At 63.7% G+C, this 25,755-nt stretch carries 29 protein-coding genes and 1 pseudogene; 17 read left to right on the forward strand and 13 right to left on the reverse strand.

Features of this window, described 5'->3' with window-relative positions; translation table 11 throughout:
• Window positions 1-7 precede the first annotated feature (7 nt).
• The 3 genes from AX681_RS05630 to AX681_RS05645 all read left to right on the forward strand — a co-directional run bounded on the left by AX681_RS05630 (window position 8) and on the right by AX681_RS05645 (window position 2,095).
• Window positions 8-439, forward strand: a complete 432-nt coding sequence (locus AX681_RS05630) for a hypothetical protein (RefSeq protein WP_152998738.1) — start codon at window positions 8-10, stop codon at window positions 437-439.
• Window positions 429-1,745, forward strand: coding sequence for a hypothetical protein (locus tag AX681_RS05640; protein WP_058803396.1), 1,317 nt, complete (start codon window positions 429-431; stop codon window positions 1,743-1,745). Before AX681_RS05630 ends, AX681_RS05640 begins: the two co-directional genes overlap by 11 nt.
• 140 nt (window positions 1,746-1,885) lie before the next feature.
• Window positions 1,886-2,095 (forward strand): hypothetical protein, encoded by a 210-nt coding sequence (locus AX681_RS05645; RefSeq protein ID WP_054136348.1) that lies wholly within the window; start codon window positions 1,886-1,888, stop codon window positions 2,093-2,095.
• Window positions 2,096-2,223: 128 nt separating this feature from the next.
• Here AX681_RS05645 and AX681_RS05650 read toward each other — a convergent pair whose 3' ends face one another.
• Both AX681_RS05650 and AX681_RS05655 read right to left on the reverse strand, forming a co-directional pair.
• Window positions 2,224-2,583, reverse strand: coding sequence for a hypothetical protein (locus AX681_RS05650; protein ID WP_058456890.1), 360 nt, complete (start codon window positions 2,581-2,583; stop codon window positions 2,224-2,226).
• Window positions 2,584-2,671: 88 nt separating this feature from the next.
• On the reverse strand, window positions 2,672-3,214 hold the full coding sequence (locus AX681_RS05655; RefSeq protein ID WP_010339851.1) for a MarR family winged helix-turn-helix transcriptional regulator: 543 nt from the start codon (window positions 3,212-3,214) through the stop codon (window positions 2,672-2,674).
• A gap of 104 nt (window positions 3,215-3,318) precedes the next feature.
• Here AX681_RS05655 and AX681_RS05660 point away from each other — a divergent pair, with 104 nt between their 5' ends.
• The 4 genes and pseudogenes from AX681_RS05660 to AX681_RS05675 all read left to right on the forward strand — a co-directional run.
• On the forward strand, window positions 3,319-3,795 hold the full coding sequence (locus tag AX681_RS05660; RefSeq protein WP_010339850.1) for a YkgB family protein: 477 nt from the start codon (window positions 3,319-3,321) through the stop codon (window positions 3,793-3,795).
• Window positions 3,796-3,928: 133 nt separating this feature from the next.
• Complete coding sequence (locus tag AX681_RS05665) at window positions 3,929-4,513, forward strand: recombinase family protein (RefSeq protein WP_010339849.1); 585 nt, start codon at window positions 3,929-3,931, stop codon at window positions 4,511-4,513.
• Between the two features lie 4 nt (window positions 4,514-4,517).
• Entirely contained in the window at window positions 4,518-7,496 is a 2,979-nt protein-coding gene (locus AX681_RS05670; RefSeq protein WP_012449407.1) for a Tn3-like element ISMpo10 family transposase, read from the forward strand.
• A 33-nt stretch (window positions 7,497-7,529) separates the two neighbouring features.
• Window positions 7,530-8,582, forward strand: a pseudogene (locus AX681_RS05675) (hypothetical protein); the annotation flags it as partial.
• A gap of 3 nt (window positions 8,583-8,585) precedes the next feature.
• Here the strand turns inward: AX681_RS05675 and AX681_RS05680 are convergent.
• Window positions 8,586-8,855, reverse strand: a complete 270-nt coding sequence (locus AX681_RS05680) for a hypothetical protein (protein ID WP_054362420.1) — start codon at window positions 8,853-8,855, stop codon at window positions 8,586-8,588.
• Between the two features lie 234 nt (window positions 8,856-9,089).
• Here AX681_RS05680 and AX681_RS05685 point away from each other — a divergent pair, with 234 nt between their 5' ends.
• The 3 genes from AX681_RS05685 to AX681_RS05695 all read left to right on the forward strand — a co-directional run bounded on the left by AX681_RS05685 (window position 9,090) and on the right by AX681_RS05695 (window position 10,165).
• Window positions 9,090-9,341 (forward strand): hypothetical protein, encoded by a 252-nt coding sequence (locus tag AX681_RS05685; protein ID WP_058539788.1) that lies wholly within the window; start codon window positions 9,090-9,092, stop codon window positions 9,339-9,341.
• A 64-nt stretch (window positions 9,342-9,405) separates the two neighbouring features.
• Window positions 9,406-9,810 (forward strand): hypothetical protein, encoded by a 405-nt coding sequence (locus AX681_RS05690; protein ID WP_054362422.1) that lies wholly within the window; start codon window positions 9,406-9,408, stop codon window positions 9,808-9,810.
• Window positions 9,811-9,931: 121 nt separating this feature from the next.
• Window positions 9,932-10,165: a hypothetical protein gene (locus AX681_RS05695; protein ID WP_054362423.1), complete on the forward strand. Its 234-nt coding sequence runs from the start codon at window positions 9,932-9,934 to the stop codon at window positions 10,163-10,165.
• Here AX681_RS05695 and AX681_RS05700 read toward each other — a convergent pair.
• Entirely contained in the window at window positions 10,162-10,488 is a 327-nt protein-coding gene (locus AX681_RS05700; protein ID WP_054362424.1) for a hypothetical protein, read from the reverse strand. The genes AX681_RS05695 and AX681_RS05700 overlap by 4 nt on opposite strands.
• Window positions 10,485-11,171, reverse strand: a complete 687-nt coding sequence (locus AX681_RS05705) for a ParA family protein (RefSeq protein WP_054362425.1) — start codon at window positions 11,169-11,171, stop codon at window positions 10,485-10,487. The genes AX681_RS05700 and AX681_RS05705 overlap by 4 nt, the downstream gene beginning before the upstream one ends.
• A gap of 358 nt (window positions 11,172-11,529) precedes the next feature.
• Between AX681_RS05705 and AX681_RS05710 the strand changes: the two genes are divergently transcribed.
• The 7 genes from AX681_RS05710 (at window position 11,530) to cynS (ending at window position 18,807) form a co-directional block, all read left to right on the forward strand.
• On the forward strand, window positions 11,530-12,396 hold the full coding sequence (locus AX681_RS05710) for a DUF7146 domain-containing protein (protein ID WP_066659803.1): 867 nt from the start codon (window positions 11,530-11,532) through the stop codon (window positions 12,394-12,396).
• A 35-nt stretch (window positions 12,397-12,431) separates the two neighbouring features.
• Window positions 12,432-14,888, forward strand: coding sequence for a strawberry notch-like NTP hydrolase domain-containing protein (locus AX681_RS05715; protein ID WP_058803406.1), 2,457 nt, complete (start codon window positions 12,432-12,434; stop codon window positions 14,886-14,888).
• On the forward strand, window positions 14,881-15,723 hold the full coding sequence (locus AX681_RS05720; RefSeq protein ID WP_054362427.1) for an SDR family oxidoreductase: 843 nt from the start codon (window positions 14,881-14,883) through the stop codon (window positions 15,721-15,723). The genes AX681_RS05715 and AX681_RS05720 overlap by 8 nt, the downstream gene beginning before the upstream one ends.
• Before the next feature lie 161 nt (window positions 15,724-15,884).
• Entirely contained in the window at window positions 15,885-16,832 is a 948-nt protein-coding gene (locus AX681_RS05725) for a LysR family transcriptional regulator (RefSeq protein WP_054362428.1), read from the forward strand.
• Between the two features lie 27 nt (window positions 16,833-16,859).
• The gene (locus AX681_RS05730) at window positions 16,860-17,450 is read left to right on the forward strand and encodes a TetR/AcrR family transcriptional regulator (RefSeq protein ID WP_054362429.1); all 591 of its coding nucleotides are present in this window, start codon (window positions 16,860-16,862) and stop codon (window positions 17,448-17,450) included.
• A gap of 83 nt (window positions 17,451-17,533) precedes the next feature.
• Complete coding sequence (locus AX681_RS05735; RefSeq protein ID WP_054362430.1) at window positions 17,534-18,232, forward strand: cysteine hydrolase family protein; 699 nt, start codon at window positions 17,534-17,536, stop codon at window positions 18,230-18,232.
• 89 nt (window positions 18,233-18,321) lie between these two features.
• Complete coding sequence (gene cynS / locus AX681_RS05740) at window positions 18,322-18,807, forward strand: cyanase (RefSeq protein WP_054362431.1); 486 nt, start codon at window positions 18,322-18,324, stop codon at window positions 18,805-18,807.
• A 35-nt stretch (window positions 18,808-18,842) separates the two neighbouring features.
• Here cynS and AX681_RS05745 read toward each other — a convergent pair whose 3' ends face one another.
• The 8 genes from AX681_RS05745 to AX681_RS05780 form a co-directional block, all read right to left on the reverse strand.
• A complete protein-coding gene (locus AX681_RS05745) occupies window positions 18,843-19,076 on the reverse strand; it encodes a DUF2274 domain-containing protein (protein ID WP_054362432.1) in 234 nt (77 codons plus the stop codon).
• Window position 19,077: 1 nt separating this feature from the next.
• Entirely contained in the window at window positions 19,078-20,211 is a 1,134-nt protein-coding gene (locus tag AX681_RS05750) for a TrbI/VirB10 family protein (RefSeq protein WP_196490234.1), read from the reverse strand.
• Window positions 20,212-20,282: 71 nt separating this feature from the next.
• A complete protein-coding gene (gene trbG / locus AX681_RS05755) occupies window positions 20,283-21,311 on the reverse strand; it encodes a P-type conjugative transfer protein TrbG (RefSeq protein ID WP_196490233.1) in 1,029 nt (342 codons plus the stop codon).
• On the reverse strand, window positions 21,308-21,991 hold the full coding sequence (trbF, locus tag AX681_RS05760) for a conjugal transfer protein TrbF (protein WP_054362435.1): 684 nt from the start codon (window positions 21,989-21,991) through the stop codon (window positions 21,308-21,310). Before trbF ends, trbG begins: the two co-directional genes overlap by 4 nt.
• The gene (gene trbL, locus AX681_RS05765) at window positions 21,991-23,346 is read right to left on the reverse strand and encodes a P-type conjugative transfer protein TrbL (RefSeq protein WP_054362436.1); all 1,356 of its coding nucleotides are present in this window, start codon (window positions 23,344-23,346) and stop codon (window positions 21,991-21,993) included. The genes trbF and trbL overlap by 1 nt, the downstream gene beginning before the upstream one ends.
• Window positions 23,347-23,350: 4 nt before the next feature.
• The gene (gene trbK-alt / locus AX681_RS05770) at window positions 23,351-23,722 is read right to left on the reverse strand and encodes a putative entry exclusion protein TrbK-alt (RefSeq protein ID WP_054362437.1); all 372 of its coding nucleotides are present in this window, start codon (window positions 23,720-23,722) and stop codon (window positions 23,351-23,353) included.
• A 10-nt stretch (window positions 23,723-23,732) separates the two neighbouring features.
• A complete protein-coding gene (trbJ, locus tag AX681_RS05775; protein WP_054362438.1) occupies window positions 23,733-24,497 on the reverse strand; it encodes a P-type conjugative transfer protein TrbJ in 765 nt (254 codons plus the stop codon).
• Window positions 24,494-25,755: TraG/VirB4 family ATPase (locus AX681_RS05780; RefSeq protein ID WP_443026337.1), on the reverse strand; the 1,262-nt coding region annotated here is incomplete at its 5' end. The genes trbJ and AX681_RS05780, both read right to left, overlap by 4 nt.

Genomic DNA, 25,755 nt, shown 5'->3' on the forward strand with positions numbered 1-25,755 from the left:
GAAGATCGTGACACAGATGGGCCATGCCAAAGCGGGCACGCCGCCTTCAGACACTTTCGAGATTCACCTCACGCAGCAGCTGACCCTGACCAATCTGGTGAACGAGGCAGGACTCTCGGAGATTGCGCGTGCCGCTGGCGGGGACAGCTTTGTGGTCTGCGACCTCAATACGTACGGGGTTCAGGGATGCGCTGATCTGCGAGCCGCCCTCCATAACCAGAAAATGGCCGCCGAGTTGGTGGCGATAGGTCTGATGATCCTTGTCGCAGTTCTGGTGGGCACGATCGCGGCCGCCTTTGTGAGGCTGGTGGCGCAGCGGGCGGCTCCTCCTTGGGAGCGGTGCGCCGTTGCCTTTATCCCGCTGCGCAGGGGTCGGGCAAAGCCCCGGAAAGATGCGGTCAACATCATAACCAGGAAGGAGAAGAGGCATGGCGCTTGAATACAAAGACGCAGGGACCGTCGGAAGCAAGCGTGGGGCGAAGGACGGGGCGCAGCACAAAAAGGTTGATCTGCGCGATCTCCACATCCGCAATGCCGGCGGTCAAAGTACCGTTCAGAAAACGAGCGAGTTCAAGCGCAGATCACCCAACAGCTACTTGAAGGGCGAAGCGGCAAACAATCTGGCACGCCGGGTCTTCAAAGAGCATAGGGCCGGAAAGTCGGTACGAGAAATCGCGGGCTGCTTTGAGCTTTCTCAGACCAAAATCCGCGTTCTCGTCAATCGCGGCCTCGATGCCGAATTTCGCGACGTGACAGCACCAAGGATGATCCAGCAATACTGCGATGAGGGACGACAGCTCGATATCCCCCTTAATGTACTTCTCGGTAAAAGAACGGGCGTCCATTGCTGGACCTCAAAAATGCTGAACGAGGGAGCGCTCCTGCGAGAGGTAAAGGCGCTCTATGAAGACTTCACGCTCGAGCACCTCCAGCACTGCATCTACAATTGTGACGCTCACCTAGCAAAGATCGAGGCCCTGATCGGGCCGCTGCAGTTGATGAGCGTCGAAGCATTTCATCACCGAGCCCGTCAACGGGTTGCGGCTTACCGGAGCCAAAATCGCTTCCACAAGATCCGCTATATCGACTGGGACACACGCCCTAACTCATACTTTGCTTGTACCAACCGATACGAACAGTGGCACGACTGGGTACTGCACCCCCGAGTGAACGAATGTTTCAACCCTAACCAAACACTACACGATATCATTGCAAGAATGGAATCGGTCTTCAGTGCAGCAATCTATTATAGGAATCAGGAAGCCGCCGAGGCTGAGTATCGGCACCTTGAGCGGCTTATTGCCGAAAACAACGGACCCAGAGAGTTTACCCAGTTCGTTGCCCAGGGGCGCGCCATATGGCGCAAGCGAAAGGCCGATAGAGCCGAAGCAGCGTACAATTCGACGCCAGACCCTATCGTCGAGGCTCGCCAGCGCGAATCCATTGCGAGAAGCCGGCTGATTACACACGCCGGCACGATAGCGATCCGGATGGCCCTGATGTTTGGCAGCATCATACTCCTCGCCCACGAGATGAGTGTGATCAACGACCCACAATATCTGGCTCGGATGAATGTTCCCGCAATGAGCTTCTACATCACCGCATTCATTGCCGGTGCTGCCGCCGTTGCGCTGGCGTTATTCACGTTCCAGTCGGCTCGAGGCTTCAGCCAGCAAATAAAGGAGCACCGGTCGGCCAAAGCCAGCCTCGACCACCAGATGGACCGAGGATCAGCGCTTACATGACGAACTGCACTTCAACTCCAATTTCAAGCGGCAGCCCTTCCCAAGCCCGATCCGCCAATGCCCAGAAGCAGTCGGCATGAGCCTGCGCCTGCGCATCCAATCTTCCAGACCGTCAATCACCACATGAAGGAGAGCATGAAATGGCATTCGATTACGAAGATGCAGGCACTTTCGGCAGCGAGCGCGAGGCAAAAGACTGGGCGCAGCGCAACAAGGTCGATCTGCGCGATCTCCACATTCGCAACGTCGGCGGCCAGCGGGTCGAGGTGGGTATCCGCAAGAGCGCCTACGATCAGCGCGAGAATTACGACAACCGGCACGGCCAGAGACAGGACGGCTTCTGGCGATGATGAAGTCCACCGCAGCGTGCCTGATTTGGACCACTGGCTTGTTGCACGACGCGAACGGAGCTCAGAATTTCGGCCTGATGGAGTTGTGGCGTATTGAAGCCGCTGGTTCCGCGGCTTCCAATATCTTCTTATGCAGCCAAAGCAGATTGCACGTTGCCAGGAAAAAGCAGGAGAGCGAAGGCATTTGCAATCTGCCGGGCGCTTGATTCAGACAAGCCAGTCACATCCCCCACCAAGGCCCCGCCATCGAAAAAGCTTTTAGGCTCAAGGCCAGAAGCGATCAGTTGATAGGTTCGGAACAGAACCCTTGCCATTTTCCCATCGGCAGACTGTCTGATCATCTGGTCATAATCAGAATCCAAGCTGATATGGTCCCAATGGACCGAGAAGTGTTTTCTTGCTTTTGCCACGTGCAGGAACGGTATCTTGCGGCGTTGGCACTCATAGAACCAAGCATCGCGAGCGGCCGAATCTCGCTTGTCGATCATTTTCCAAGCGGGGTTAGGCCATGGGATCCCTTTGAGGGGTCAGGACATAGAACGGGCACAGATATACGCTAAGCGTCTCTGCGCGCACTTATGGGTCGACTCTATGCGTCGACGACTCCAGCATTCCAAAGGCATCCATCGGACAGTTGTAGCATCGCCTCTCGTCGCAGAGCCGGCATATCGTCAGCGCCGAGACAGCGTCGTCAGACATCTGCGCAAGTATTGTCTCGGCAATACGTTCCAGCACGAGGCGGTCAGCATTCGAGACATGGCTAAGGATTTCGGATAAAGTCTCGTTTCTTCGTTGCAGGATCGCAGATAGGCGAGTCTCGCCTGCCTCAGTGAGCATCAGCGCTACTGCACGACGGTCCCGTAGCGCTTTGGATCGAACGGCGAACCCGGCTGCAACCAATCGATCGACAAGCCGCACCGTCCCCGCGTGGGACAAGCCTAGCACCCGTCCTAATTCGTCGATCGAAAGACCGGTCGCGTGACCGATGACGACGATCGCCGCGGTGGTTTCGCCACCGCCGGGTATCGTCGGGTCGAATGCCGCCTTCTTAATTCGATCGGTGATGCCCACTGCGAGGGCGCCGAACAGATTGACGAGCCGGTCCGAGAGTACGTTCAAAGGGTTGCCTCATTCATTGACGGCGTATAGTGTATGCGCAGCGCATATATCACGCCTGTCTAAGCATGAAGGCAGGTCATGCGCCATGATGAAAGCGAGGCACCATGTTTTCGACATTACACATAGCTGAAAAGACGACCGGCTCTCGCGGGTCTCTCGCGTTGCTGCGCTGGGCGCTGGTGGTCATCTTTCTCTGGTTCGGTTGCATGAAATTCACGAGCTATGAAGCGATGGGCATCGCGCCATTGATGAAGAACAGTCCGATCATGAGCTGGATTCCGGCCGTTTTTGGGGTGCAGGGTGGAAGCTATTTTATAGGCACCGTCGAGCTCGCGACGGCCGCTGCGCTGATTATCGGTGCTTTCAACAAGACGGCCTCCGCTCTCGGCGCGGCGATGTCATGCCTGACTTATGCCGTGACACTGACGTTTTTCCTGAGCACGCCTGGCGTCGCCGAGCCGACCGCTGGCGGGTTCCCGGCGATTTCGGCCGGAACCGGACAGTTCCTGTTGAAGGACCTGGTGCTTCTTGCGGCATCAGCGTGCCTTCTACTTGCGTCCATACGGACAGCAGACGCGTGACGGCAAACAGGTGATAGGCGACGCTCCGGACCTGCGCTTTTGCCGAACCATACCCGCCTCAGCCCATAACGATCGACAAACCCTGTCGCTTTGATAGGGTGTTCGAAAACATGCTTTCGAGGGTTTGTCGTACATGCTGGTCGGATATATGCGGGTGTCAACGACCGATGACCGCCAAACGGTCGATCTCCAGCGGGACGCGCTCGTCGCAACCGGGGTCGATCATCGGCATCTCCATACCGACAAGGCATCCGGCGCGCGCGACGACCGACCAGGCCTGAAAGCCTGCCTCGACTATCTGAACGCGGGCGACACACTGATCGTGTGGAAGCTCGACCGGCTCGGACGCTCGCTGCCGCACCTGCTGACGATCGTCACCGATCTGAAGGCGCGCGGCATCGCGTTCCGGTCGCTGACCGAGCAGATGGATACGACCACGCCGCACGGCGAATTGCTGTTCTCGCTGTTCGGTGCATTGGCACAATATGAGCGTGCGCTCACGCGCGAACGGGTGATGGCGGGACTGGCTGCTGCCAAACGCCGGGGACGCCAAGGTGGCCGCCCGCCGATGATCGACGCCGAAACGCTCGAGCGGATCACCGCCGCGCTGGATGGCGGGGCCAGCAAGGCGTCCGTCTGCCGGACCTTCAAGGTGCCGCGTTCGACCCTTCTCGGCACGCTTGCCCGGATCGGCTGGACCGCACCGGCCAAGGTCTAAGCCGATGCCGCGTCGCGCCGTCCTGTCGGACGAGCAACGCGCGGCGTTGCTCGCGCTTCCCGACGACGAAACCCTGCTCGTCCAGCACTGGACATTGAGCCGGGACGACTTGGCCATCATCGTCCGCCGGAGGCGACCGCATAACCGGCTGGGTTTCGCGATCCAGCTTTGCGCGCTGCGCTATCCTGGCCGTTTCCTGCGACCCGGTGAACTGATCCCTGATACGCCGCTCGCGTTCGTCGCAGAGCAATTGCAGGTCGGACCCGAGGTGCTGGCCGACTACGCGACGCGCGGCCCGACCCGGTACGAACAGCTCGATGCACTGCGCGATGCATTCGGCTTCATGCCGCTCAGTCGGCCGCTGCGAACGACGTTGCAGGAATGGCTCCTGCCGATCGCGCTGACGACGACCAGCGGGGCTAGGCTGGCGCGCGTGATGCTGGATGAGTGCCGGCGACGGCGCATCATTGTGCCGGGCATCAGTTCGGTCGAGCGGATGGTCGCACAGGCGTTGCTCGATGCCGAACGCCATGTCGCCGAGCATCTGACCCGAGGACTCGATGCTCGACAGCGCCGGCTGCTCGATGCGCTTCTCCTGCCCCACACAGGCACGAACTTGAGCGATCTGGCCTGGGTGCGGCAGTCACCCGGCAAGCCCGGCCGAAAGACATTCGCCGCCATCATCGAGCGACTGACACTGCTTCGGGCCATCGGGATCGATCCGGATATCGCCGTAGGCGTCCATCCCGAGCGCCTCCGACGCCTGTGCCAGGAAGGCGTGCGGCTGACCGCGCAACATGTTCGGACGCTGCAAGCGACGCGGCGTCGCGCCACATTGGTGGCGACCATCCTCGAAACCATCGTTACCCTCACCGACGATGCGGTGCTGATGTTCGATCGCCTGCTTGGGCAGATGTTCCGGCGCGAACAGAACAGCGCGGACACGACACTCAAGCGCAACCGGCGCACCATCAACGGCAAAATCCGGCTGCTTGCCCAACTCGGCGCTGCCTTGCTCGCCGCCAAGATATCAGGTGGCGATATCGGCGCTGCGGTCGAGGCAGCGATCGGATGGAATGATCTCGGCCGCGAGGTCGATGAAGCCCGCAAGCTGATCCGCCCCGATTCGGTCGATCCCGTCGCGGTCGCCGCGACCAATTACCCCGTCCTCCGACAGGTCGGTCCCTCGTTCATCGCCTCGTTCACATTCGGGGCGGTGCCAGCCTGCCATGCGCTCGCGCGAGCGGTCGCGATCATGCGCGACCTTCATTTTGGTCATCTGCGCAAATTGCCTGCAGGCACGCCAGTCGGCTTCATCCGGCAAGCTTGGCGTCGGGCGATCGGCACCGGCATTCCCGATCGCAGGATCTATGAATTGTGCGTGCTGGTCGAGCTTCGCGACCGGCTTCGCGCCGGCGACATGTGGGTCGAGGGAAGCCGACGCTATCGTGCTGTCGAGCAGCAACTCATTCCTGCCCCCGTATTCGCCAACATGCGCGCGGCCGGCCCCTTGCCGATACCGGCACCGGATACGGCCGATATCTGGCTGGCCGAACGACGCGCCCGCCTCGCCCGTCGATTGGCCGAGGTCGAGCGAAAGGCGGAGACGGACGCGCTGGAAGACGTGCAGCTCAGCTTGGGCAGGCTGCGGATTTCGCCCTTGAAGGCGATTACTCCCGAGGAATCCGATACCGCCCTTGCGCCGCTCTATGCGCATCTGCCCGCGATCCGCATCACCGACCTTCTTGCCGAAGTCGATCGATGGACCGGGTTCAGCCAGTGCTTCACGCATCTGCAAAGTGGCCGTGCCGCGGATGAACCACGTGCGATCCTCACGGCGGTGCTCGCCGATGCCACCAATCTGGGCCATACGCGCATGGCGGAAGCCTGCAATCTCGTGACCCAGCGCCAACTCGGTTGGCTCGCCTCGTGGCATCTGCGCGAGGAAACCTACGGTCGCGCGCTCGCCCGGCTTGTCGACGCCCAACACACCGCGCCGCTGGCCGCGCTGTTCGGGTCCGGCACCTCGTCCAGCTCAGACGGTCAGAACTTTCCGCTCGACCGCCGCGCCCAGGCAACCGGCGCAGTCAATCCGCACAAGGGGACAGAGCCGGCTGTCTCCTTTTACAGCCACGTCTCGGATCGCTACGCGCCGTTCCATTCCACAGTTATCTCCGCTTCGGCGAGCGAGGCGGCACAGGTGCTCGACGGGCTGCTCCACCACGGCGCCGATCTGCACATCGAAGAGCATCACGTCGATGGCGGGGGCGTCTCCGACCATGTGTTCGCGCTATGTCATCTGCTTGGGTTCCGGTTCGCGCCGCGTATCCCGAATATCGCCGCACGCCGTTTGCACCTGTTTAACGGCATCGAACCCGGCCCCGATATTGCGCCGCTGGTCGCGGGCCGCATCGACGAAGGTCTGATCGAGGCACACTGGGACGACGTGCTGCGACTGGGAACCTCGATCCGCACAGGCGTCGTCAGCGCCTCGATCATGCTGGAACGGCTCGGCTCCTATCCACGCGCCAACGGCCTGGCACTGGCGTTGCGCGAGATCGGTCGCGTCGAGCGTACCCTGTTCACGCTCGACTGGATCGAGCAGCCCGAACAGCGTCGCCGCGCCACCCGCGAACTCAACAAGGGAGAAGCGGAAAATGCCCTGAAACGCGCCATCTTCTTCCATCGCATCGGCCGTATCCGCGATCATGCGCTGCAAGCCCAAAGCCATCGGGCGAGCGCGCTGAACCTCGTCGCCGGTGCCATCGTCCTGTGGAACACGACCTACCTGCAAGCCGCCCGGATGCATCTCGCCAACCTCGGCCGGCCGGTCCCGCCGGACCTGCTGCAACACCTATCACCGCTCGGTTGGCAGCATATCAATCTCACCGGCGATTACCTCTGGACCGATCCCGATGCGCCATCCACCGCGCTCAGACCGCTTCGCCAGATGCGCGCCGTCGAAGGCACGGCAAAACCTTAGCGTATATCTGGGTCCGTTCTGTGTACCGACCCCTATCTGCGGAGATTGACGAGCACCAAGCGGCCGGAGCACCGCGAGGACTGCCCCTTCTTCCGCGACCAGGTCACGCACCGCATCACCGAGATCCGCTCTCGCGAGACGCCTGCTGATCCACCCACCGGCTATTTCGAGGTGCTGCGCCCAGCCCCGGAGAAACTGGCGCAGAGGCCCGAGGAAGATGCCAGCGACGATCGCACCCGCCATGCCTCCGTTCCGCGCCTAGCGCGGCTCCTGTGGCGCCTGATCGACGCTGCCGGCACCAACAAGGTGGCCCCCGTCGCGCACGAATACGAAACCGCCTCGATCAAGCTGGAGTTCGAGGCGCTCGGCAGAGCCTCGACCAAGATCGAGATCGCGCCGGGCATCGAGCTCGGCCGAGCGTTCTGGACCCACGCAAATGCGCTTCACAGCCGTAGAGCCTACGCCATGCTGCGCCAGCTCGCGAAATCGTGGCCGAGCGGACACGCGCCACAGGGCTTCATGGCGCTGTTCTCGCCACACGTCCGGGGCCACGTCGTCGACGTCCCCGGGGCCGAGGCGATCCACGTCGCCAACCGCGTGCAGTCGCCCTCCGTGCGCGGCAACCTCATCAAGGGGCCGTTCTTGGTGATGATCGTCGCGGGCGAGTATCCCGAGGCGCACGGCTACGCACCGCTTCGCGCCTACGCTCAACCAATCTTCTCCGGTCAGCGCTTCATCCCGGTCGACTCCGAGTTCGAACGGTCGGTCCTTCGCGAGCTGTTCAAGGCCCGCCGGCTACTGGACGCCGGGGGAGTGGATCTCGCGATCGAGAAGCCCGTCTTTGACCGCCTCACGACCCAGGGCTCATGCCGACCCGACTTCCTCCTCGAGGCACGCTCGCGCCTGACTGGCGAGATCAAACAGCTCGTGGTCGAAGCGATGGGCTTCAGCGACGACGACTACCTGACGTCCAAGGCGACGACGCATCCGCGTATGCGGCTCCTTGGACCACTCCTGACGATCGAGCCCACGGATGTCGAGAAGGACCGCGTGGGCGATCTGATCGCGAGTGCTCTCGATCTCTGAGGCTCAGTTCCAGCTCAGGCTCATGCCGAACGAGACCACGATCCCGAGCGTCACAGGGGTCGACAGAAGGTAGAGCTTCTGCCAGCGCCACCAGGTCTTCGGCAGGAACAGCACGGCGCCACGCACGGACCGCATCTCCTCCCAGGACCGCTCGCGATACAGACGGATTCCGGCGACCGAGACGGAGAGGACCATCGCGATCGCGCAGCACAGCCCCGTGGCGGTGTAGAGTGCTATCCAGTTGATCAACTCGACTTGGGTCAGGTGCGCCATGATCAGCCTCGTAGCCCGCCTCGGGTGATTAATGTCTCCGACCCTTGGCCGGTTCCGAACGGACCCTATCTGTTTACAACAGCATGGTGAGGATATGCTTAACCCCCCACCGCAACGAAAGTGACGCAAGTTCCTCGCATACCGCAAGCTAATGGTCGATAAACGGCTTCGCACGTCCTGCCGATCGGATCGCCGACCCACGTCCGCACGCCGAGCTGCCGAGGCGGTTTGTTGATGAACCCCGGCGTCGTCGTCCTCGTCATCATCTTCGAGGGCGTTCGGAAGGTCACGCTCCACGCGACCGAAGCGCAGGCGTGGCGGCAGCTGATGGAGTTCGTAGACCGACGCTGGGAACGCCGGTTCGGCCGAGCCCCCTCCCCTATCGAGCCCGAGGCGCGCGCGGACCAGTTCTTCCGCAACAACAGCGACGATCTCTACGCCATCATCGACGCCGACCTTTCCGAGCTGCAGGAGGCGCTCAGCTGACGCCGTTCTTCGCTTGGCCTGACGCACCATCCCGTCGTACAATCTAGGCGAGCGGGAGCCTCCTATGTTCGAGTGCCTTATCTTGGGCGACAGCACCGGCGTCGGTGCCGGTCAGGCGATCAACCGGCGCTATGCCCAGCAATGCGACGTGCAGGCCGTCGAGCGTGCTACAGCGGCGCAGATCCTCACCTGGAGGAAAACGGGCAAAGACTATGGCGCCTGTGTTTTCGCCATGGGATCAAACGACCCGGCCGGCGCCGCCCTCGCGACCAAACTCACGAAGATCCGCACCAGCCTCTGCTTTCGCCGAGTCATTTGGCTGCTGCCTTATGCAAGACCCCAGGCTTATACTGTCAGCTCGGTTGCCGCTCGCTTCGGGGACGAGACGGTCGACTTGAACCGTTTTGAGACGCGGGACCGGATACATCCGCGCAACTATTCGCAAGTAGCATCGGTTCTTCTGCGCTGAGCGCAGAATCATAAAAGAGGTGAGAGGGATCGAGAGGATCGGGCAAGCGGGAGTTGCGTCCCGCGGCCCCTGCCCTCACCCGCCGAGGCTCCGGTCCCGGCGCAGCTCGCAGGAGCTTGCGATGTCGCTACACCTCTTGATGATCACCTTCGGCGACAAAGACGAACTGTCGGTCCACCCGGACCACGGCTCCGCATGGGCGGCGCTGCTGGGGTTCGTGGACGATCGCTGGTCAGCCTTGCTCGGAAGCACAGAGGCACCCGATGACGAGAACGCGCGCGTCGACGCCTTCTTCGCACTTCCGGACGCCTTCTACCTGATCGGCGAAGTGGTGGCGTCGCTGCCCGCCGCCTAGCGTTCCTCTCCCTCAGCCAGGTCCATCAGCTTCTCGATGGCCTGCCAGTAAGGCAGCCGCTCCCGGTCGCAGTATTCGACGAAGCGCCCCATCACGCTCACCGGGCCTTTGACGCTGACCTGGTGGAGCTGCTCGCCCGCATAAGCCGACTTCTGCCGGCGCGGCAATGCCGCAGGCGCGGACGGCTTGGAGAACCCGTGTTCGCGCCCGATGTCATCTACCGCAGCCGCGTCTCGGCGCTGATCCGTTCGGCTGCGTTCAGCCCGGGTGTTCGGCCGGATGTCCGAGAGATCGTCCAGCCCAAGTTTGATGCCGTTGCTCATGCCGTCTGCTCCACGACAGCGTTCTGCCGTCTGATTTCCGTCACGACCTCCTGCACGAAGGCGGTGGCATTGATGCGCGCCTTGTCCAGCCCGGTCGCCTGATCGTCGCCGAGGCTCCAGAGCGAGCGGTAGTGTGTGAACATCGCGCGAAACCCCGCGCGATCGTTCAGAGCGGTCTCGAAGGTCGGGATACCCGCGCCCCGAAACTGCGACCTGATTTCCTTCTCGTCGCGCGTCGCGATCGCAGGGTTCACGCGCGTAAACAGCATGCGATACGGGATCTCGCGGCGAAGCGCCCTCCCCTCATCCACCACCAGCTTGATCGCCCGGCTCGCCTGTCGTGCGTCGACCGGCGACGCCTGCAGCGGGATGATGACCAAGTCGGTCCGCGAAATCGCGCGAGACATGGCCAAGTTCGCGGTTCCTTCCAGATCGACGATGACGAACTGGCTGGAGGCTGCCGCCTCCTCGATCTCGTCGATGATCGCGTTGTCTGACGGGAGTGTCCGGCACTCGAATCCAGGATCAGACGTCTCGCTCGCCCACGTCTCAAGCGTTCGGTTCGGGTCGCCGTCGATGACAGTCACCGAGGCCCCGGCTTGGCTGAGACCGCTGGCGAGCACCAACGCCGACGTGCTCTTACCTACCCCGCCCTTGGGGCTTGCAAAGCTGATTACTGGCATGCTCCAGCCTTCCTCGTCATCGCTGCGCTACACTGGCGCAGCCTTCACACGACAGGCGGGGAGATTGCCCGCCCTGACTACGCCATGCCAGACCACACATCGCTTGGCAACGCTATACATGGCAGGGCATGGATAGGATACGCTACTAAGGCGTACTAAATGCTACGCAGGGCTATGCCACCCCAGCCACCGCATGGCAGCGCTACGCTAGAATATGGTAGCCACCGCTATGCACCGCTCGGGCATGCCGAGCATTCCGAGCGGTTCAGCTGCGATGCTTAGGCCTTCTCTTGGTACCATAGTCTACCACTGGCCGGAGCGAGGGGAGGGGGTGCAGAATAGCGAAGGAGCAGAAAAGATGCCCTATACCGCATTGAAACCAAGCCAGGAACTCGTCGACATCGTCGGCTCGCTCGGTGGAGTTTGGCACGGCTATGTTGCGACATGCCGATGCCCAGCCCACGTCGATCGGACCCCGAGCCTGTCGCTACGCCAGGGAGATCGCGGCATCCTCGTGACGTGCTTTGCGGGCTGCGAGGCAGAGGACGTCCTGCGCGAGATTCGTCGCATCCCGGTGACGAGGCGTTTCGAGCCCCCGAAGGCCGACATACGCCGCGGAACCGGGAACGTCGAACGTCTCTGGGAACAGGCCCGCGACGTCATGCAGACGCTCGGCGAGCGCTACTTGCAGCGACGCCACATCGTCGCAGGACCGGCCGATCTCCGCTTCCATCCGCGATGCCCGCTCGGACCCAAGGGACGTACCGTTTTCAAGCCCGCCCTATTGGTCGGCGTGAGGGAGGGACATCGGCTCGTCGCCTTCCAGCGCATCTTCCTCGACCCGGCAACCGCGGACTACGAGTGCAAGGTCATGCTTGGACAACCGGGGCAGGGGGCGTGGCAGGGACGACCGCTGCAAGGTGACACGCTCGCGATCGCGGAGGGGTTCGAGACGGCCGCGGCCTTCACGATCCTGCATGGCGTGCCCTGCTGGGCGACCCTCGGCGCTCGACGGTTCGATCATCTCGGCCTGCCGTCGGCGCTCGCCAATCTTCTACTCGCACAGGATAACGATCCGGAGGGCGAAGCCGCTGCCGTACGCGCAGAGGCTCACTATGCACGTCCCCGGCTCAACATCCGGCGAGCGCCACCACCAGGGCGCATCAAGGACTGGGCGATCGTCCTCGATCGCGAGCAGGAAAGGGGAGGGGGGGCGAGTGGATGATGCTGCCGTTTGGGCGGCCGATCCAGGAGACCCCCATGACCGACCTATTCTCGACGGCCGAGAACGCCGACCGAAGCGCCGCGCTCCTGCTGCAGGATCGACTCCGCGCCGGCGACAGCATCACGCGGGCCGCCCTCAATGAGGCCATGACGAAGGCCTATGGCGGCACCGACGCGCAGGGATGCTGGACCCAGCGCGAGAGCTTCGAGGTGCTGGAGCACGCGCTCGCCGTCCACCTGCGGACGGTCCCCCACGCGCTCCACGCCTTGCCCGATGTTGCCCACGCCATCCGGCTCATGGCGGCGCTACCCACCCAGACTGTCCGGAGCGAGGAGCAGCTCGAATGGCAGCAGTTCTCGACACCGGCAGACATCGCCGCTCTGGCCGTGCTCCTGGCGAACGCACAGGAAGGCGACGTCGTCCTCGAACCCAGCGCCGGCAACGGCCTGCTCGTCGCGCAGCTGCGCCAGGACGTCACGCTTCAGCTGAACGAACTCGACCCGGCTCGACGGGCACGGCTCGCCCACAGCTTTCCCGGCGCGCCGATCACCGGCTACGACGGCGCAGCGCTGACGTCGCTGATGGCATCGTCCGAGCGTCCCACGCTGGTCCTGATGAACCCGCCGTTCTCGCGCTCGCTCGGCCGCGGCGCCGACGACTTCGCGGCCGTGCGCCACCTACAGGCAGCCTTGCGCCGCCTGCGCACCGGAGGACGGCTTGTCGCGATCATGCCCGACTGGTTCGGCCCCAGCGCGCGTCTGCGTGACCTGTTCGACTCCACGCTGCGCGATGTCGCGGTCCGAACCTCGATCCGCCTCGAAAAGTGCTACACGAAGCACGGCACCTCGATCGCGGTCCGCCTCTACGTCATCGACAAGGCACCGGGCACGACGATCCCCTCGACGATCCAGCGCTCGTCGGTCGCCGAGATCCTCGACGCGGTGACGATCGTCGACCGGCTGAAGCCGAAAACGGACGTGCCAATGGCTCCTGTCCGGAAGACCGGCACGACCTCACTGTTCCGTGCCGTGAAGAGCACGCGCCCTGCCGAACCGCGCGCCTATCATGCCCCCGTCCGCAACGAGGTTCTCCCCGTCGATTTCACGCCGCTGGAAACCCCGGCGCCGCTTCTCGGACAGACGGGCGTCTACCTGCCCTATCGGCCGAGCCGCCTCGTGTTCACCACCGCCGGCGAGCATCCGACCGCACTGGTCGAGTCCGTGGCCATGGGCTCGATCCCCGCGCCAATCCCCCATCATGTCCCGCGCTTGCCCGAGCGGACGGTTGCCGAGCGTCTGCTGTCGGCCTCGCAGCTCGAAACAGTCGTCTACGCCGGCGATGCTTGGACCCAGATGATCCCGGGCCGGTTCCGCCCGAGCAAGGAGGGCGTCGGACTGGACCTGTCCGAGGACGGCCGCGAGTATCGCAAGGGTTTCTTCTTGGGCGACGGGACCGGGGCGGGGAAGGGCCGGCAGATCGCCGCCTGCATCCTCGACAACTGGCTGCAGGGCCGCCGCCGCCACATCTGGATCACCAAGAACGAGCCCCTCCTCGAGGATGCCCGACGGGACTGGACCGCGCTGGGCGGCATGACGGCTGACATCCAGCCCCTTACCAGCTGGAAGATCGACGAGGTGGTCAAGCTCGACCAGGGCGTGATCTTCGTCACCTATCCGGCGCTCCGCTCTGCTCGGGGTGATCACACCCGGCTCAAGCAGCTCATCGATTGGGCACGCGAAGACTTCGACGGTGTCATCGCCTTCGACGAGGCACACGAAATGGGCGGCGTCGCAGGCGGGGAGGGCGCTCTCGGCGCGAAAAAGGGTTCCCAGCAGGGCATCTGCGGGGTGCTGCTCCAGAATAACCTGCCCGGCGCGCGCGTGCTCTACGCCTCGGCGACCGGAGCCTCCGACGTCAACAATCTCGCCTACGCCGTCCGGCTCGGCCTCTGGGGACCGGAGACCGCCTTCGCCGACCGCGAGCAGTTCATCAGCGGCATCCGCAAGGGCGGGATCGCCGCCATGGAGCTCGTCGCTCGCGACCTCAAGGCGACCGGCCTCTACATGGCGCGCGCGCTCAGCTTCGCCGGCGTCGAGTACGACATCCTCAAGCATGCGCTGACACCCGACCAGATCAGGATCTACGACACCTATGCGGATGCCTGGGGCATCATCCACCGCAACATGGAACAGGCGCTGGAGCTGACCGCCGTCGTCGACTCCCTCGAGAACGCGACGCTCAACAGCGGCGCCAAGGCGTCCGCCCGCTCGCGCTTCGAGTCGACCAAGCAGCGCTTCTTCGGCCAGGTCCTTCTCAGCCTGAAGATGCCGACCGTCATCGCCGCGGTCGAGGAACACCTCGCCGATGGCAAATCGGTGGTGCTGCAGCTCGTCACGACCGCGGAATCGATCCTCAACCGTCGCCTCGGGGAGCTCAGCCCCGACGAGCGGGCAGACCTCGAAATCGACCTGTCGCCACGCGAATATGTCTAATGTGGAGCTCCACATTATACTGATTACCGGAACTTCCTCAGGCTATGGGAAGGCGACCGCACAGCTCTTTCTCGATCAAGGTTGGAACGTCGTTGCGACAATGCGGGCGCCTGACGAAAGCGTGTTCGACAAGCCCGGGGACCGGCTGAAAGTCCTGCCGCTGGATGTGACCAGCGCTGAAAGCATTTCTAAGGCTCTCGCCGATGCCGTCGCCGCCTTTGGACGGATTGATGTGCTGGTCAACAACGCGGGCATCGGCTTGCTTTCCGCGTTCGAGTTTACGCCTGACACCGTAATTCGGGAGATGTTTGAAACAAACACTTTCGGGGTGATGGCGGTCTGCCGAGCGGCAATCCCGCATATGCGCCAGCATGCGGGTGGTGTGATAATCAATGTGACCTCCAGCACGGCGATCGCCCCGATGCCGTTCGTTGCCGTGTATACGGCCAGCAAGTGTGCTGTTGAAGGGTTCACTGAGGCGCTTTCGTATGAATTGGGCCTGGTTGGCATCCGGGCGCGGATCGTAGAACCAGGCCTTGCACCAACGACCAATTTCAGAACGAACAGCGCCAATCGCATTGAGGGACTGACACCACCGCCATACGACGCCTTTGCGCAACGCTATTTCGCCAAGTTGCAAGACTATCCAACCGCGTTCACGAGTGTGAGCGAAGTCTCCGAGGCTGTTTTCGCTGCTGCGACGGAGGAGGGCGATCGGCTGCGCTTTCCGGCGGGCCCCGATACCGCGTTGTTCGCACAATTGCGATGGATGACCTCGGAGGAACATTATTTGGCACAGATGCGGGCGATGTTCGGGCCTGATCTTTCTGAGTAGTGTTTTCTCTATGCGAGTGTCGCTTCTCCACGAGCATCGTAGCCGCATAATTGGCGCCGTCCCGCGGTTCGCGGCGGCGGAAATGCGCAGTCATTCCCTGTTGCGCAGGTCGCGGCTGAGCGTCGGCCGGCCACTGCATCGGCGGGCAGGCGGAGGGGGACATGCCTGACTTGGCTCTTGACCTCCGCTTTCTCCGCTACGCGATTCTGGTTGCGGAACACGGAAGTTTCCGCCGTGCGGCCGATGCGATGAATCTCTCGCAGTCGACGGTCAGCCGTCGAATTCAGTTGCTCGAACGCAGGGTGGGCGTGCCGCTCTTCGAACGCAGCAGGAGCGGAGTGCGGCCGACGCCAGCCGGCGAGCGCTTCATACGGGAGGCTGCATTTGGCGCTGAACACATTCGCCAAGCTGTCAGCAGCCTAAGCATGGAGAAACGAGGCCAGATTGGGGAGTTGAAAATCGGGCTGATGGCCTCGCTCGCCAGCGGTTTCTTGGCCGACGTGCTCGAGGCGTTCCATTTCCGGTTTCCGAACATCGATATAAAGATCGAAGAGGCGACGGCGCAGGCGACTGCCGCCGGCGTGCTAAGCGGTCGGCTCGACGCGGCATTCATTCCCGGCGAGCCGCGTCTTCCCGGTTGCCAGGCGATGCATCTCTGGGGTGAACCTCTATACGTCGCAGTTTCAAAGCACCATTCCATGGCGGCACGCGTCGGCGTCAATTGGGAGGATCTCCGCGACGAGACATTCCTTGTCGCAGCGGACGTTCACGGGCCTGAGGTCGAGGCGATCATCGTGCGGCAGCTTTCCGGTTTGGGTTTTCATCCGCGGATCTCGGTGCAGCGGGTTGGCCGCGAGAACCTCCTCAACATGGTGGGCATGGGATTCGGCGTGACCTTGGCTGCGACCTCCACTCAGGGCGCCTCCTATCCCGCGGTCATCTTCGTTCCGCTTGCCGAAGGGGGCGAGGTGTTCAACTCAAGCGTTGTTTGGTCGACAAACAACGTCAATCCCGCGCTTAAGCGTCTGCTGGACCTTAGCGCATCGATCGCAAAAACGCACCAGCGGCGGTCCTCAACGGTCCTAGAGGCCATTCAACGGTTGACATAACGAGATGACTGGTCATTTATTAACGTCATGCCACGTCCACCGAATCCAGAAGTTCGTTCGCGCCTCATCGAAAAAGGCGCAGAAATCATCCATCGCCTTGGCTTCAACGGCTGTGGCGTGCAGGATATTACTGCCGCTGCCGGAGTTCCGAAGGGATCGTTTTACAATTACTTCGAAAGCAAGGATGCGTTCGCGGCAGCGATACTCGATGAATACTGGCGCGCAATCGAATCCAATTACGTGTCCATCCTGGAAGACGATTTCGTTAGCCCGTTAAAGCGCGTCGAGAGACACTTTTCGGAGTTGATTGAGTATCATGAGCGACAGAAATTCACGTTTGGCTGTCTGATCGGCAATCTCGCGCTTGAGCTTGCGGCGCAGAGCTCGATTGCACGATCAAAGCTGAAAGCTCTCCTGAGGACTTGGACAGCCGCCCTTGCAAAGTGCCTGTCGGCCGCGAGCGAAGCGGGAGAGCTTCCCCTCGCGCGCGAACCCCAGGACCTTGCGGCGACGCTCATCGAGGCCTTCGAGGGCGCGGTGATGGTGGCCAAGGTCGAGCAAAGCGGAAGAGCTCTGAGGCGATTTGGCACTGTTGCCCTGCCTCGGCTCCTCGCGTGAAAATCGTGTCGTATTAATAGACGACCAGTCACTTTAATACGTCGCCAGCAGATGGCGCCTTCCTCTTCTGAAAGGAGAAGATCATGACTGAACTCTACGCAGATCCCGAAAATCCGGTGCTTCCAAAAAGCACGTTTCAGCTCGACCTGAAGCGAGCTGCCCTCGTGGTGATCGATCCGCAGAACGACTTCTTACATCCCAGCGGTGTGAGCTGGCCGTTCTTCGGCGAGAGCGTTGTCGAGAACAACACCGTGTCGCACATCGGCCAACTGTTCGAAGCCGCGAAGGCAGCGGATATCACCGTCGCCATCTCGCCCCACTTCTACTATCCATGTGACCATCATTGGCAGTTTGGCGGTCCACTGGAAAAGACCATGCATGCGATCAACATGTTTGGTCGCAAAGGCCAGTTTACCGTGGAGGAATTCGAGGGATCGGGCGCGGATTTCCTCGAAGACTACAAAAAGTACATCCACGACGGCAAAACCATCATTGCCTCGCCGCACAAGGTCTACGGCCCCGAGACGAACGACCTCATTCTCCAACTGCGCAAACAAGGTGTGTCACAAGTCATCCTGGCCGGCATGGCCGCCAATCTGTGCATTGAAGCGCATTTGCGGGAACTGATCGAACAGGGCTTCGAAGTGGTGGTCGTTCGCGATGCGACAGCCGGCCCTCGCGTTCCGGAGGGCGACGGCTACCTCGCCGCCCTGGTGAATTTCCGGTTCCTCGCGCACGGCCTTTGGACGACCGCGGAAACCGTCTCACAACTGAAGGGCTGAGACGCCCGCACCTGCGCACATGTCCCTGTGGTCCCGGCATTGCCGGGACCGCATCCCGTTAGCGATCATCAAAGAAGGAGAACGGATCGATGAGGCGTGAGGAACTGACCGAAAAGATATTGGACATCAAGCGCGAGCGAGGCTGGTCGTGGAAACACATCACCGGAGAGATCGGTGGTGTGTCCGAGGTGCTGATCATCGGCGCTTTGCTCGGGCAGATGAAGCTGATCAAACCGCTCGCGAAGAAGGCTGCGGCGCTGTTCGGCCTGTCGGAGGCAGAAGAGCGTATGCTGAACGAGGTGCCATATCGAGGCATGCCCATGCCGCCGACGGACCCCCTGATATATCGCTTCTATGAAATGGTGATGGTCAACGGCCCCGCGTGGAAGGCACTCATCGAGGACGAGTTCGGCGACGGCATTATGTCCGCAATCGATTTCGACATCACGTTCGAGCGTGAGCCGAATCCAAAAGGTGATCGAGTGAAGATCGGAATGTCGGGCAAGTTTCTTCCCTATCGCTACTACGGAAGCGAGCAAGGCATTCCCGAATATGGCTATAAGGAACCCGAATGATCGTTCGCCGGGGCTCCCTTGGGCCCTGCCGACGATCAAGAGGAAGTAACGTGCCGCGCGCGACGTGCCTTGGCGAAGCCGCGATCGGTCGCGATGAAGCGTTCGATCATAGGCGCAATCAGACGTGTTGGATCGGCGACCGGCTGGCCGGTCTCGCGGCCGTGAACCTCAGCGTAAGCGACAAGATCCCGATAGACCGTCGCCGGTAATTCCGCCGTCACCTTCACGGGCTTGTCGTCGGCTATCATGCCGAGTTTCAACTTGGTCACATCAGCCTCCGTAGGGCTCGAGAATAAGATCACGGGTTACGATCACCCGGACCGGGAATCCGGGTCGGATGGTGAGCGTCGGGGCGATGTTGAGCTGCCGCCGGATGATCTGCTGGCCTGCGTCGTTGATCGTGTCTTGGCCGCCGTTGCGGATCGCCTGGATCAGCCGGTCGTCATCATTGGTGGCCAGTTCGGCGCCGACGCTCAGGAGCGTCGAGAGACCGGCGGCCTTGGCGAGATCCCACCAGTGATAGTCGACGCCGTCCTGCAGGCCGGCATAGCCCTCGGCGTCGGCGCCGGGCTGGCGCTCCAGCACGATGCTGCGGCCGTTCGGAAAGATCAGCCGATTCCACACGAGCAGGACGCGGCTCTGCCCGAACTGGACGTTGTTGTCATACTGGCCGATCACGCGCGTGCCCTGCGGGATCAGGAGGATCCGGCCTGTCGGGCTGTCATAAATGTTCTCGGTGACCTGGGCGGTGATCTGGCCCGGAAGGTCCGATCGAACGCCGGTGATGAGAGCGGCCGAGATGACGGCGCCGGCTTGAAGGATATTCGGAGAGGCCGGCGCGGCGATGCGGTCGGCCGCAACAGTGCGTCGGTCGACCGGCGCGTTGAGAAAGGCCTGCTGCCGATCTTGGGCGCTCGGCGTTGCCGGCGGCGGCGCGAGCCCGAGGCTGGCGAGGTCCGGTGGCGCCTGGTTCGGCGTGTTCGCCGTGACCGGCGCGGCATTGCGCGCCTCCGCCGCCGCGAACAGACGGCTGGTGCGGGCGGTCTCGATCTCCTGGAGCCGGCGCTGCTCCTCGGCGCTGAGGCCGGGCTGCGGAGCGGCGACGCCGGGATTGGGCACGGGCTGGCCGCGGTTCTGGGCGCTGACGATCGGCCGGCCGAGGTCGCCCGGCAGCGGCGGGCCGAGCTGCGGCACGCTGCTATAGTCGCGCGGCAGGCCCTGGAGGCCATCCGCCGTGTTGCGGTTGTCGGTTGAATAAAGCTCCTCCGGCGCCCGGCCGCCGTTGCGAGTCTGGAGCGCATAGACCAGCGCACCGCCGATCCCGAGGCTGGCGACCAGGCCGAGCCCGGCGAGCACCTTGCGCGACAGCCGCGTCACGCGCGGCGCATCCGCGCGCAGCCGCATCGGCGCTGCCGCTTCGGGCGCCGATCCGGTCAGCGGCGCGGCCGCATCCTCTCCCTCGTTCCGGTCTTCGCTCACGACGCCGGCCTCCCGTCGGTGCGGGTGATCCGGACACGCTTCTGATTGTCGCCGGAGCCGAACCGCAGCTCGGCGGCGGCGAACAGCCGGTCGACGATCATGTAGTTGGTGCGGACGCGATAGTTGACCAGCTCCGACGTCTTGCCCTCCGGGCCGACGACGAACAGCGGCGGCATCTCGCCCTGGCCGACGCCGCGTGGGAATTCGATGAAGACTTGCCGGCCGTCGTCATAGGCCCGCAGCGGCCGCCATGCAGCACGGTCGCCGGTCACCTCGTAGCGGAAGTTCAGCCGTGCGAGATCGACGCCGGTGGCCACCGGCTGGGTGGCCTGCGCCTCGGCATTCTGCCTGCGGAGCGCGATGAGCTGGTCCTGCGGATACTGCCACGAGACCGAGGCCATATAGGTCCGCTCGGTCGAGCGCAGCTCCATATGGTAGGTGCGTAGATTGGTGTTGATGACCAGGTTGGTCATCAGATCCGCGCGCGTCGGCTTGACGAGGATATGGACCTGCAGCGTCGCGCCGGCGCCGCTCTGCGTGTCGCCGATAATCCAGCGGACCGTATCGCCGGCCGCGACCGGCCCTGAGCCGACGAGCTGCTCGCCGGGTTGGAGCGCAATGTCGGTGATCTGCCCGACGGCGGTGTAGACCTGATAGAGCGCCCCTTGCGTGAAGGGATAGACCTGCATCGAGTTGATGAAGCCGTCGCGCACCGGCTGAATACGGGCGGCGGCGTTGGCCTGGTTGACGCGCGCGGTGGGATCGGCCGGCTCCGGAGCGCGGCGCGATTCCTCGACCGGCTTCATCTGACCGGGCAGCGGCAGCGGTCGCGGCAGCTCGACGACCCGGACCGGCGCGGGAGGATCGACGGTCTGCACGGCGGCCGGAGCGTCGTCGTAGCTGATTTCCGGCGGCGGCGTCGCGGTGGCGCAGCCGGCGAGCGCCGTCGCCGACAGCAGCAAAGCCGCAAATGTCTGAATGCGCAAAGCCGGCCTTCCGGCTTTACGGAAATACGGCTTTGTCATTGCCCCAGCTCCCGTGACCATGAGATTGCGTTGACGTAGATCCCCAAGGGATTGGCCCGCAGCCGGTCGGCATTGCGGGGAATCTGGACGACGATCGTGAGGATCGCGGTCCAGCGCGTGGTGTCGGCGAGCTGGCCGTTCTCATACCGGCGCTCCGTCCAAGCGACGCGGAACGAGTCCGGCGACGCACGGATGACGCTCGAGACATCGACGGCGATCTGCTGGCGGCCGACCTTGGTGAAGGGATCGTTCGAGCGCGCGTAATCGTTGAGTGCGGCCGCGCCGCGATCTGTCGTGAAGTCGTAGGCGCGTAGCCAGTTCTGGCGGACGATGATCGCGTCGGCTGGGATCGAGCGGACCTGCTCGATGAAGCGCGCCAGGTGGAAGGCGATCTGCGGATCGGTCGGCTGGTAGTCGGCGGTCGCAGGCGCAATCGCTTGCGCCTGGCCGAGCCGGTCTGTCTGCACCACCCATGGCACGACGGTTCCCCGAGCTGACTGCCAGACCAGCGCAGCGGCGAAGCCGGCGCTGAGGAACAGCGATCCGAAGGCCATATAGCGCCAGTTCCTCGCCTGGACGCGGGCCGAGCCGATACGGTCGTCCCAAACCTGGGCGGCGCGCTGATAAGGGGTCTCGGGCTCGGGAGCCTTTCCGTAATGCGTAGAGGGTCTTCGGAACATCAGCGGTCGCTTTCAGAGAGGTTGATGGAAGAGCCGCCGCCATGGCTGTCGCCGCTGCGGACGGCATGGACGGTGGTGGAAACGGCGTGGCTCATCTGCTGGGAGCGTTTCATGCGCTGGGCCCAGGCGGGCGGCGTGTTTGAATTGCCGGCGGCGGGCGCGGCCTCGTCTGAGCCGCCGCCGATGGTGCCCATGGTCGAGGAGCCGCCGGTCGCCTCGAAGGCGGACTTGGCGCCCTCCGAGAAACTGGAGCGCATGCTTTCGGTCGAGCGTTCAGCGGCGCGGCGGAGCGGCGATGTTGCAGCGGAACCGGCGGCCCGGGCGACGCCGCCCAGGCCACTGGCCACACCTGAGGCGCCCGACTGCCCTGCGGCGCCCAGGCTGTAGGCGGTGGAAGCGCCGCCCGCGAGGGCGGCGCCCCCGCGAGCGGCGGCGGCCGCGCCTCCTGCCAGCGCGGCTCCTCCGGACGCCACCGCTCCAACCGTGGCGGCGCCTGCGGCGACCATGCCGCCCGCGGCTAGGCCGGTTCCGATGGCGGCGCCCGCGCCGAGCTGGGGTCCGCCAGAGACGAGACCGTTGGCGATGCCCGGACCGAAGATGCCAAGACCGAGCAGCGTCAGCGCCGCGAGCACGATGGCCATGGCCTGATCGATGGTGGGTGTTGCCCCGCCGAAGCCGGCGGTGAATTCGGAAAACAGGCTCGACCCGATGCCGATGATGACGCCGAGGACGAGCACCTTGATACCTGAGGAGATGACGTTGCCAAGCACACGCTCGGCCATGAAGGCGCTCTTGCCGAACAGCCCGAACGGGATGAGCACGAAGCCCGCCAGCGTGGTGAGCTTGAATTCGATCAACGTCACGAAGAGCTGGATGGCCAAAATGAAGAAGGCCAACAGCACCAGCGCCCAGGCGAGCAGCATCACCGCGATCTGGATGAAGTTCTCGAAGAAACTCCAGTAACCCATGAGATCGGATATGGAATCGAGCAGTGGCCGGCCGGCATCGAGGCCGGTCTGGGCGACGCGGCCGGGCCGCATCATGTCGGCGACGGTGAAACCGGTGCCGGAGGCTTTCAGGCCGAGGCCAGCAAAGCTCTCGAAGATGATGCGGGCCAGGTTGTTCCAATTGCCGATGAGGTAGGCAAAGACGCCGACGAACAGCGTCTTCTTCACCAGGCGCGCCATGATGTCTTCGTCGGCGCCCCAGCTCCAGAACAGCGCGGCGAGCGTGACGTCGATCACGATCAACGTCGTGGCGATGAACGCAACTTCGCCGGAGAGAAGCCCGAAGCCGCCGTCGATGTAGCGGGTGAAAACTTCCAGGAAGTGGTCGATGACGCCGGTGCCGCCCATGATCTCAGCGCGCCTCGTTCGTGTGGGAGTCGACGGCCGGCACGGGCTCCTTGACGATGGGCTCGCGCGTGACCGGCGGATTCTGCGGGATGTCCTGCGGACCGGGCGCCTGCGGCGCCGGCTGCGACGGCGTGAGGAAGCGGTCGCGGTTCTCCGCCCAGGTCTGCAGGCACTCGCTGTCGCTGGTGCCGGCCTCGCCGAGCCGCTGGCAGCGGCGCAGCTTTGCCTTCAGCGGATCGGCCGCCGCTTCCGCGGGCACCGCGATGCTGCGGTAGATCGGCGGCTCGTCCTTGCGGGCGAGTTCGATGGCGGTGGCGGTGACGGCGAAGGTCACGAAGAAGATGGCGCCGATGCGCGCGAGGATCTTTCCGTCCATCGTCGCGCCCTCAGTTGCCGTTCTGGAACATCTGCGCGTTGCCGGGCTGGTAGCCCGAGCCCGGCGTCAGGAAACGGCGGCGCTGCTCGCGGCCCTGTTCGGCGGCCGCCGACCGCTCGGCTTCGGCGAGCGCCTGGGAACGGCCGTTCGCCGAGACGACGGCGGTCAGGTCCGCGAGCTGCTGGGCCTGGAGTGCGAGAAGCTGGTTGCCCGCCTGGGTGGCCTGCAGCGCGCCGGTGGCGCCCTGGCTCTGGCCGACCAGCGCCGACATCTGGGTGCGGTTGGTGTCGATGTTGCCGACCACGCCGGCCTGGACGCGCATGGCGTCCTGAAGGCCGGAAACGGTGTTGTTCCAGCGCTCTTTCGCCTGGGCGATGAGCTGCTGATTGGACGCGCTCATCGAGGCGCTTCCGGCCCCGTAATTGGTGCGGAACGCCTGATCGATGTTCTGGACATCGTAGGCGATGCGCTGCGCCTGCTGCAGAAGCTGTTGGGTGCGCTGGACCGATTGCTGGAGCTGTTGCAGCGAGGAGAACGGCAGGCTCGCGAGGTTGCGGGCCTGGTTGATCAGCGAGGTGGCCTGGTTCTGGAGCGAGGTGATCTGGTTGTTGATCTGCTCCAGCGAACGCGCCGCCGTCAGGACGTTTTGAACGTAGTTCGTCGGGTCGTAGACGATCCATTGCGCCGAGGCCGGCGCGACTAGCACCGGCGACGCAGACAAAGGGATGGCGAGGACGGCGGCGGTGATCGCCGCGCGGGGAATGCGCAGTTTCATGGCAGGCTCTCCAGGTTGGTGAGGTCGGGAATGAGGTCGACCGCCCATGTCGCGCCGCGCAGCCGCAGCCAGGCGGCGAGGAATCCCTTGCGGCCATGCTCGGTGACGATGCGGTCTATGGCGGCCTGGTCGGTCTTCGACGAGGCGGCGCAGAGCGCCAGCGCGACGTCGGACAGGCCCAGCTCGAACAGGCGATTGCCTCGGCGGGACTGGCAGTAGTAGTCGCGCTTGGGCATCGCCCGCGCGAGGATCTCGATCTGGCGCGAATTGAGCCCGAAGCGCTGATATATCGCCGTGATCTGCGGTTCGATCGCGCGCTCGTTCGGCAGTAGCAGCCGGGTCTGGCAGCTTTCGATGATGGCTGGCGCGATCGCCGAGCCGTCGATGTCGGAAAGCGACTGCGTGGCGAAAACGACGCTGGCGTTCTTCTTTCTGAGCGTTTTCAGCCACTCGCGGAGCTGGCCGGCGAAGCCCTCATCGTCGAGCGCGAGCCAGCCTTCGTCGACGATGATGAGCGTCGGCTCGCCGTTCAGCCGGTCCTCGATGCGATGGAAGAGATAAGCGAGGACCGCCGGGGCCGCATCGGTCCCGATGAGGCCTTCGGTCTCGAACGCTTGCACCGTGGCGCTGCCGAGATGTTCGCTCTCGGCGTCGAGCAACCGGCCATAAGGCCCGCCGACGCAATAGGGTCTGAGCGCCTGCTTCAGGTCGTTCGACTGGAGCAGCACCGCCAGCCCGGTGATCGTGCGCTCGGCGACCGGCGCCGAGGCGAGCGACGTGAGCGCCGTCCAGATCAGCTCCTTGACGTCCGGTGTGATCGCGACGCTTTCTCGTGCTAGGATTGCGATGATCCAATCGGCAGCCCATGCCCGTTCCGGGGTCTCGTCGATGCGGGCGAGCGGCTGGAGCGAGACGCTGTCGGCCGAGCCTTCGGTAAGCCCGCCGCCAAGATCGTGCCAGTCGCCGCCCATAGCGATGGCGGCGGCGCGGATCGAACCGCCGAAGTCGAAGGCAAAGACCTGTGCTTGGCGGTAGCGGCGGAACTGCAGCGCCATGAGCGCGAGCAGCACCGACTTGCCGGCGCCGGTCGGGCCGACGACCAGCGTGTGGCCGACGTCGCCGACATGGATGGAAAACCGGAACGGGGTGCTTCCCTCGGTCTTGCCAAACAGCAAGGGGGGCGCACCGAGATGGTCATCCCGTTCCGGACCCGCCCACACCGCTGATAGCGGGATCATGTGGGCAAGGTTCAATGTGC

The sequence above is a fragment of the Sphingomonas sp. CCH9-E2 genome (assembly GCF_001557215.1).
Taxonomy (GTDB): Bacteria; Pseudomonadota; Alphaproteobacteria; order Sphingomonadales; family Sphingomonadaceae; genus Sphingomonas.

Bases quoted from the DNA above. Each gene is read 5' to 3' on its own strand.
- AX681_RS05640 (WP_058803396.1), top strand. From the start codon at position 429: ATGGCGCTTGAATACAAAGACGCAGGGACCGTCGGAAGCAAGCGTGGG.
- AX681_RS05645 (WP_054136348.1), top strand. From the start codon at position 1,886: ATGGCATTCGATTACGAAGATGCAGGCACTTTCGGCAGCGAGCGCGAG.
- AX681_RS05650 (WP_058456890.1), bottom strand. From the start codon at position 2,583: ATGATCGACAAGCGAGATTCGGCCGCTCGCGATGCTTGGTTCTATGAG.
- AX681_RS05660 (WP_010339850.1), top strand. From the start codon at position 3,319: ATGTTTTCGACATTACACATAGCTGAAAAGACGACCGGCTCTCGCGGG.
- AX681_RS05665 (WP_010339849.1), top strand. From the start codon at position 3,929: ATGCTGGTCGGATATATGCGGGTGTCAACGACCGATGACCGCCAAACG.
- AX681_RS05670 (WP_012449407.1), top strand. From the start codon at position 4,518: ATGCCGCGTCGCGCCGTCCTGTCGGACGAGCAACGCGCGGCGTTGCTC.
- AX681_RS05680 (WP_054362420.1), bottom strand. From the start codon at position 8,855: ATGGCGCACCTGACCCAAGTCGAGTTGATCAACTGGATAGCACTCTAC.
- AX681_RS05685 (WP_058539788.1), top strand. From the start codon at position 9,090: ATGAACCCCGGCGTCGTCGTCCTCGTCATCATCTTCGAGGGCGTTCGG.
- AX681_RS05690 (WP_054362422.1), top strand. From the start codon at position 9,406: ATGTTCGAGTGCCTTATCTTGGGCGACAGCACCGGCGTCGGTGCCGGT.
- AX681_RS05695 (WP_054362423.1), top strand. From the start codon at position 9,932: ATGTCGCTACACCTCTTGATGATCACCTTCGGCGACAAAGACGAACTG.
- AX681_RS05700 (WP_054362424.1), bottom strand. From the start codon at position 10,488: ATGAGCAACGGCATCAAACTTGGGCTGGACGATCTCTCGGACATCCGG.
- AX681_RS05705 (WP_054362425.1), bottom strand. From the start codon at position 11,171: ATGCCAGTAATCAGCTTTGCAAGCCCCAAGGGCGGGGTAGGTAAGAGC.
- AX681_RS05710 (WP_066659803.1), top strand. From the start codon at position 11,530: ATGCCCTATACCGCATTGAAACCAAGCCAGGAACTCGTCGACATCGTC.
- AX681_RS05715 (WP_058803406.1), top strand. From the start codon at position 12,432: ATGACCGACCTATTCTCGACGGCCGAGAACGCCGACCGAAGCGCCGCG.
- AX681_RS05720 (WP_054362427.1), top strand. From the start codon at position 14,881: ATGTCTAATGTGGAGCTCCACATTATACTGATTACCGGAACTTCCTCA.
- AX681_RS05725 (WP_054362428.1), top strand. From the start codon at position 15,885: ATGCCTGACTTGGCTCTTGACCTCCGCTTTCTCCGCTACGCGATTCTG.
- AX681_RS05730 (WP_054362429.1), top strand. From the start codon at position 16,860: ATGCCACGTCCACCGAATCCAGAAGTTCGTTCGCGCCTCATCGAAAAA.
- AX681_RS05735 (WP_054362430.1), top strand. From the start codon at position 17,534: ATGACTGAACTCTACGCAGATCCCGAAAATCCGGTGCTTCCAAAAAGC.
- cynS (WP_054362431.1), top strand. From the start codon at position 18,322: ATGAGGCGTGAGGAACTGACCGAAAAGATATTGGACATCAAGCGCGAG.
- AX681_RS05750 (WP_196490234.1), bottom strand. From the start codon at position 20,211: ATGCGGCTGCGCGCGGATGCGCCGCGCGTGACGCGGCTGTCGCGCAAG.
- trbG (WP_196490233.1), bottom strand. From the start codon at position 21,311: ATGACAAAGCCGTATTTCCGTAAAGCCGGAAGGCCGGCTTTGCGCATT.
- trbF (WP_054362435.1), bottom strand. From the start codon at position 21,991: ATGTTCCGAAGACCCTCTACGCATTACGGAAAGGCTCCCGAGCCCGAG.
- trbL (WP_054362436.1), bottom strand. From the start codon at position 23,346: ATGGGCGGCACCGGCGTCATCGACCACTTCCTGGAAGTTTTCACCCGC.
- trbK-alt (WP_054362437.1), bottom strand. From the start codon at position 23,722: ATGGACGGAAAGATCCTCGCGCGCATCGGCGCCATCTTCTTCGTGACC.
- trbJ (WP_054362438.1), bottom strand. From the start codon at position 24,497: ATGAAACTGCGCATTCCCCGCGCGGCGATCACCGCCGCCGTCCTCGCC.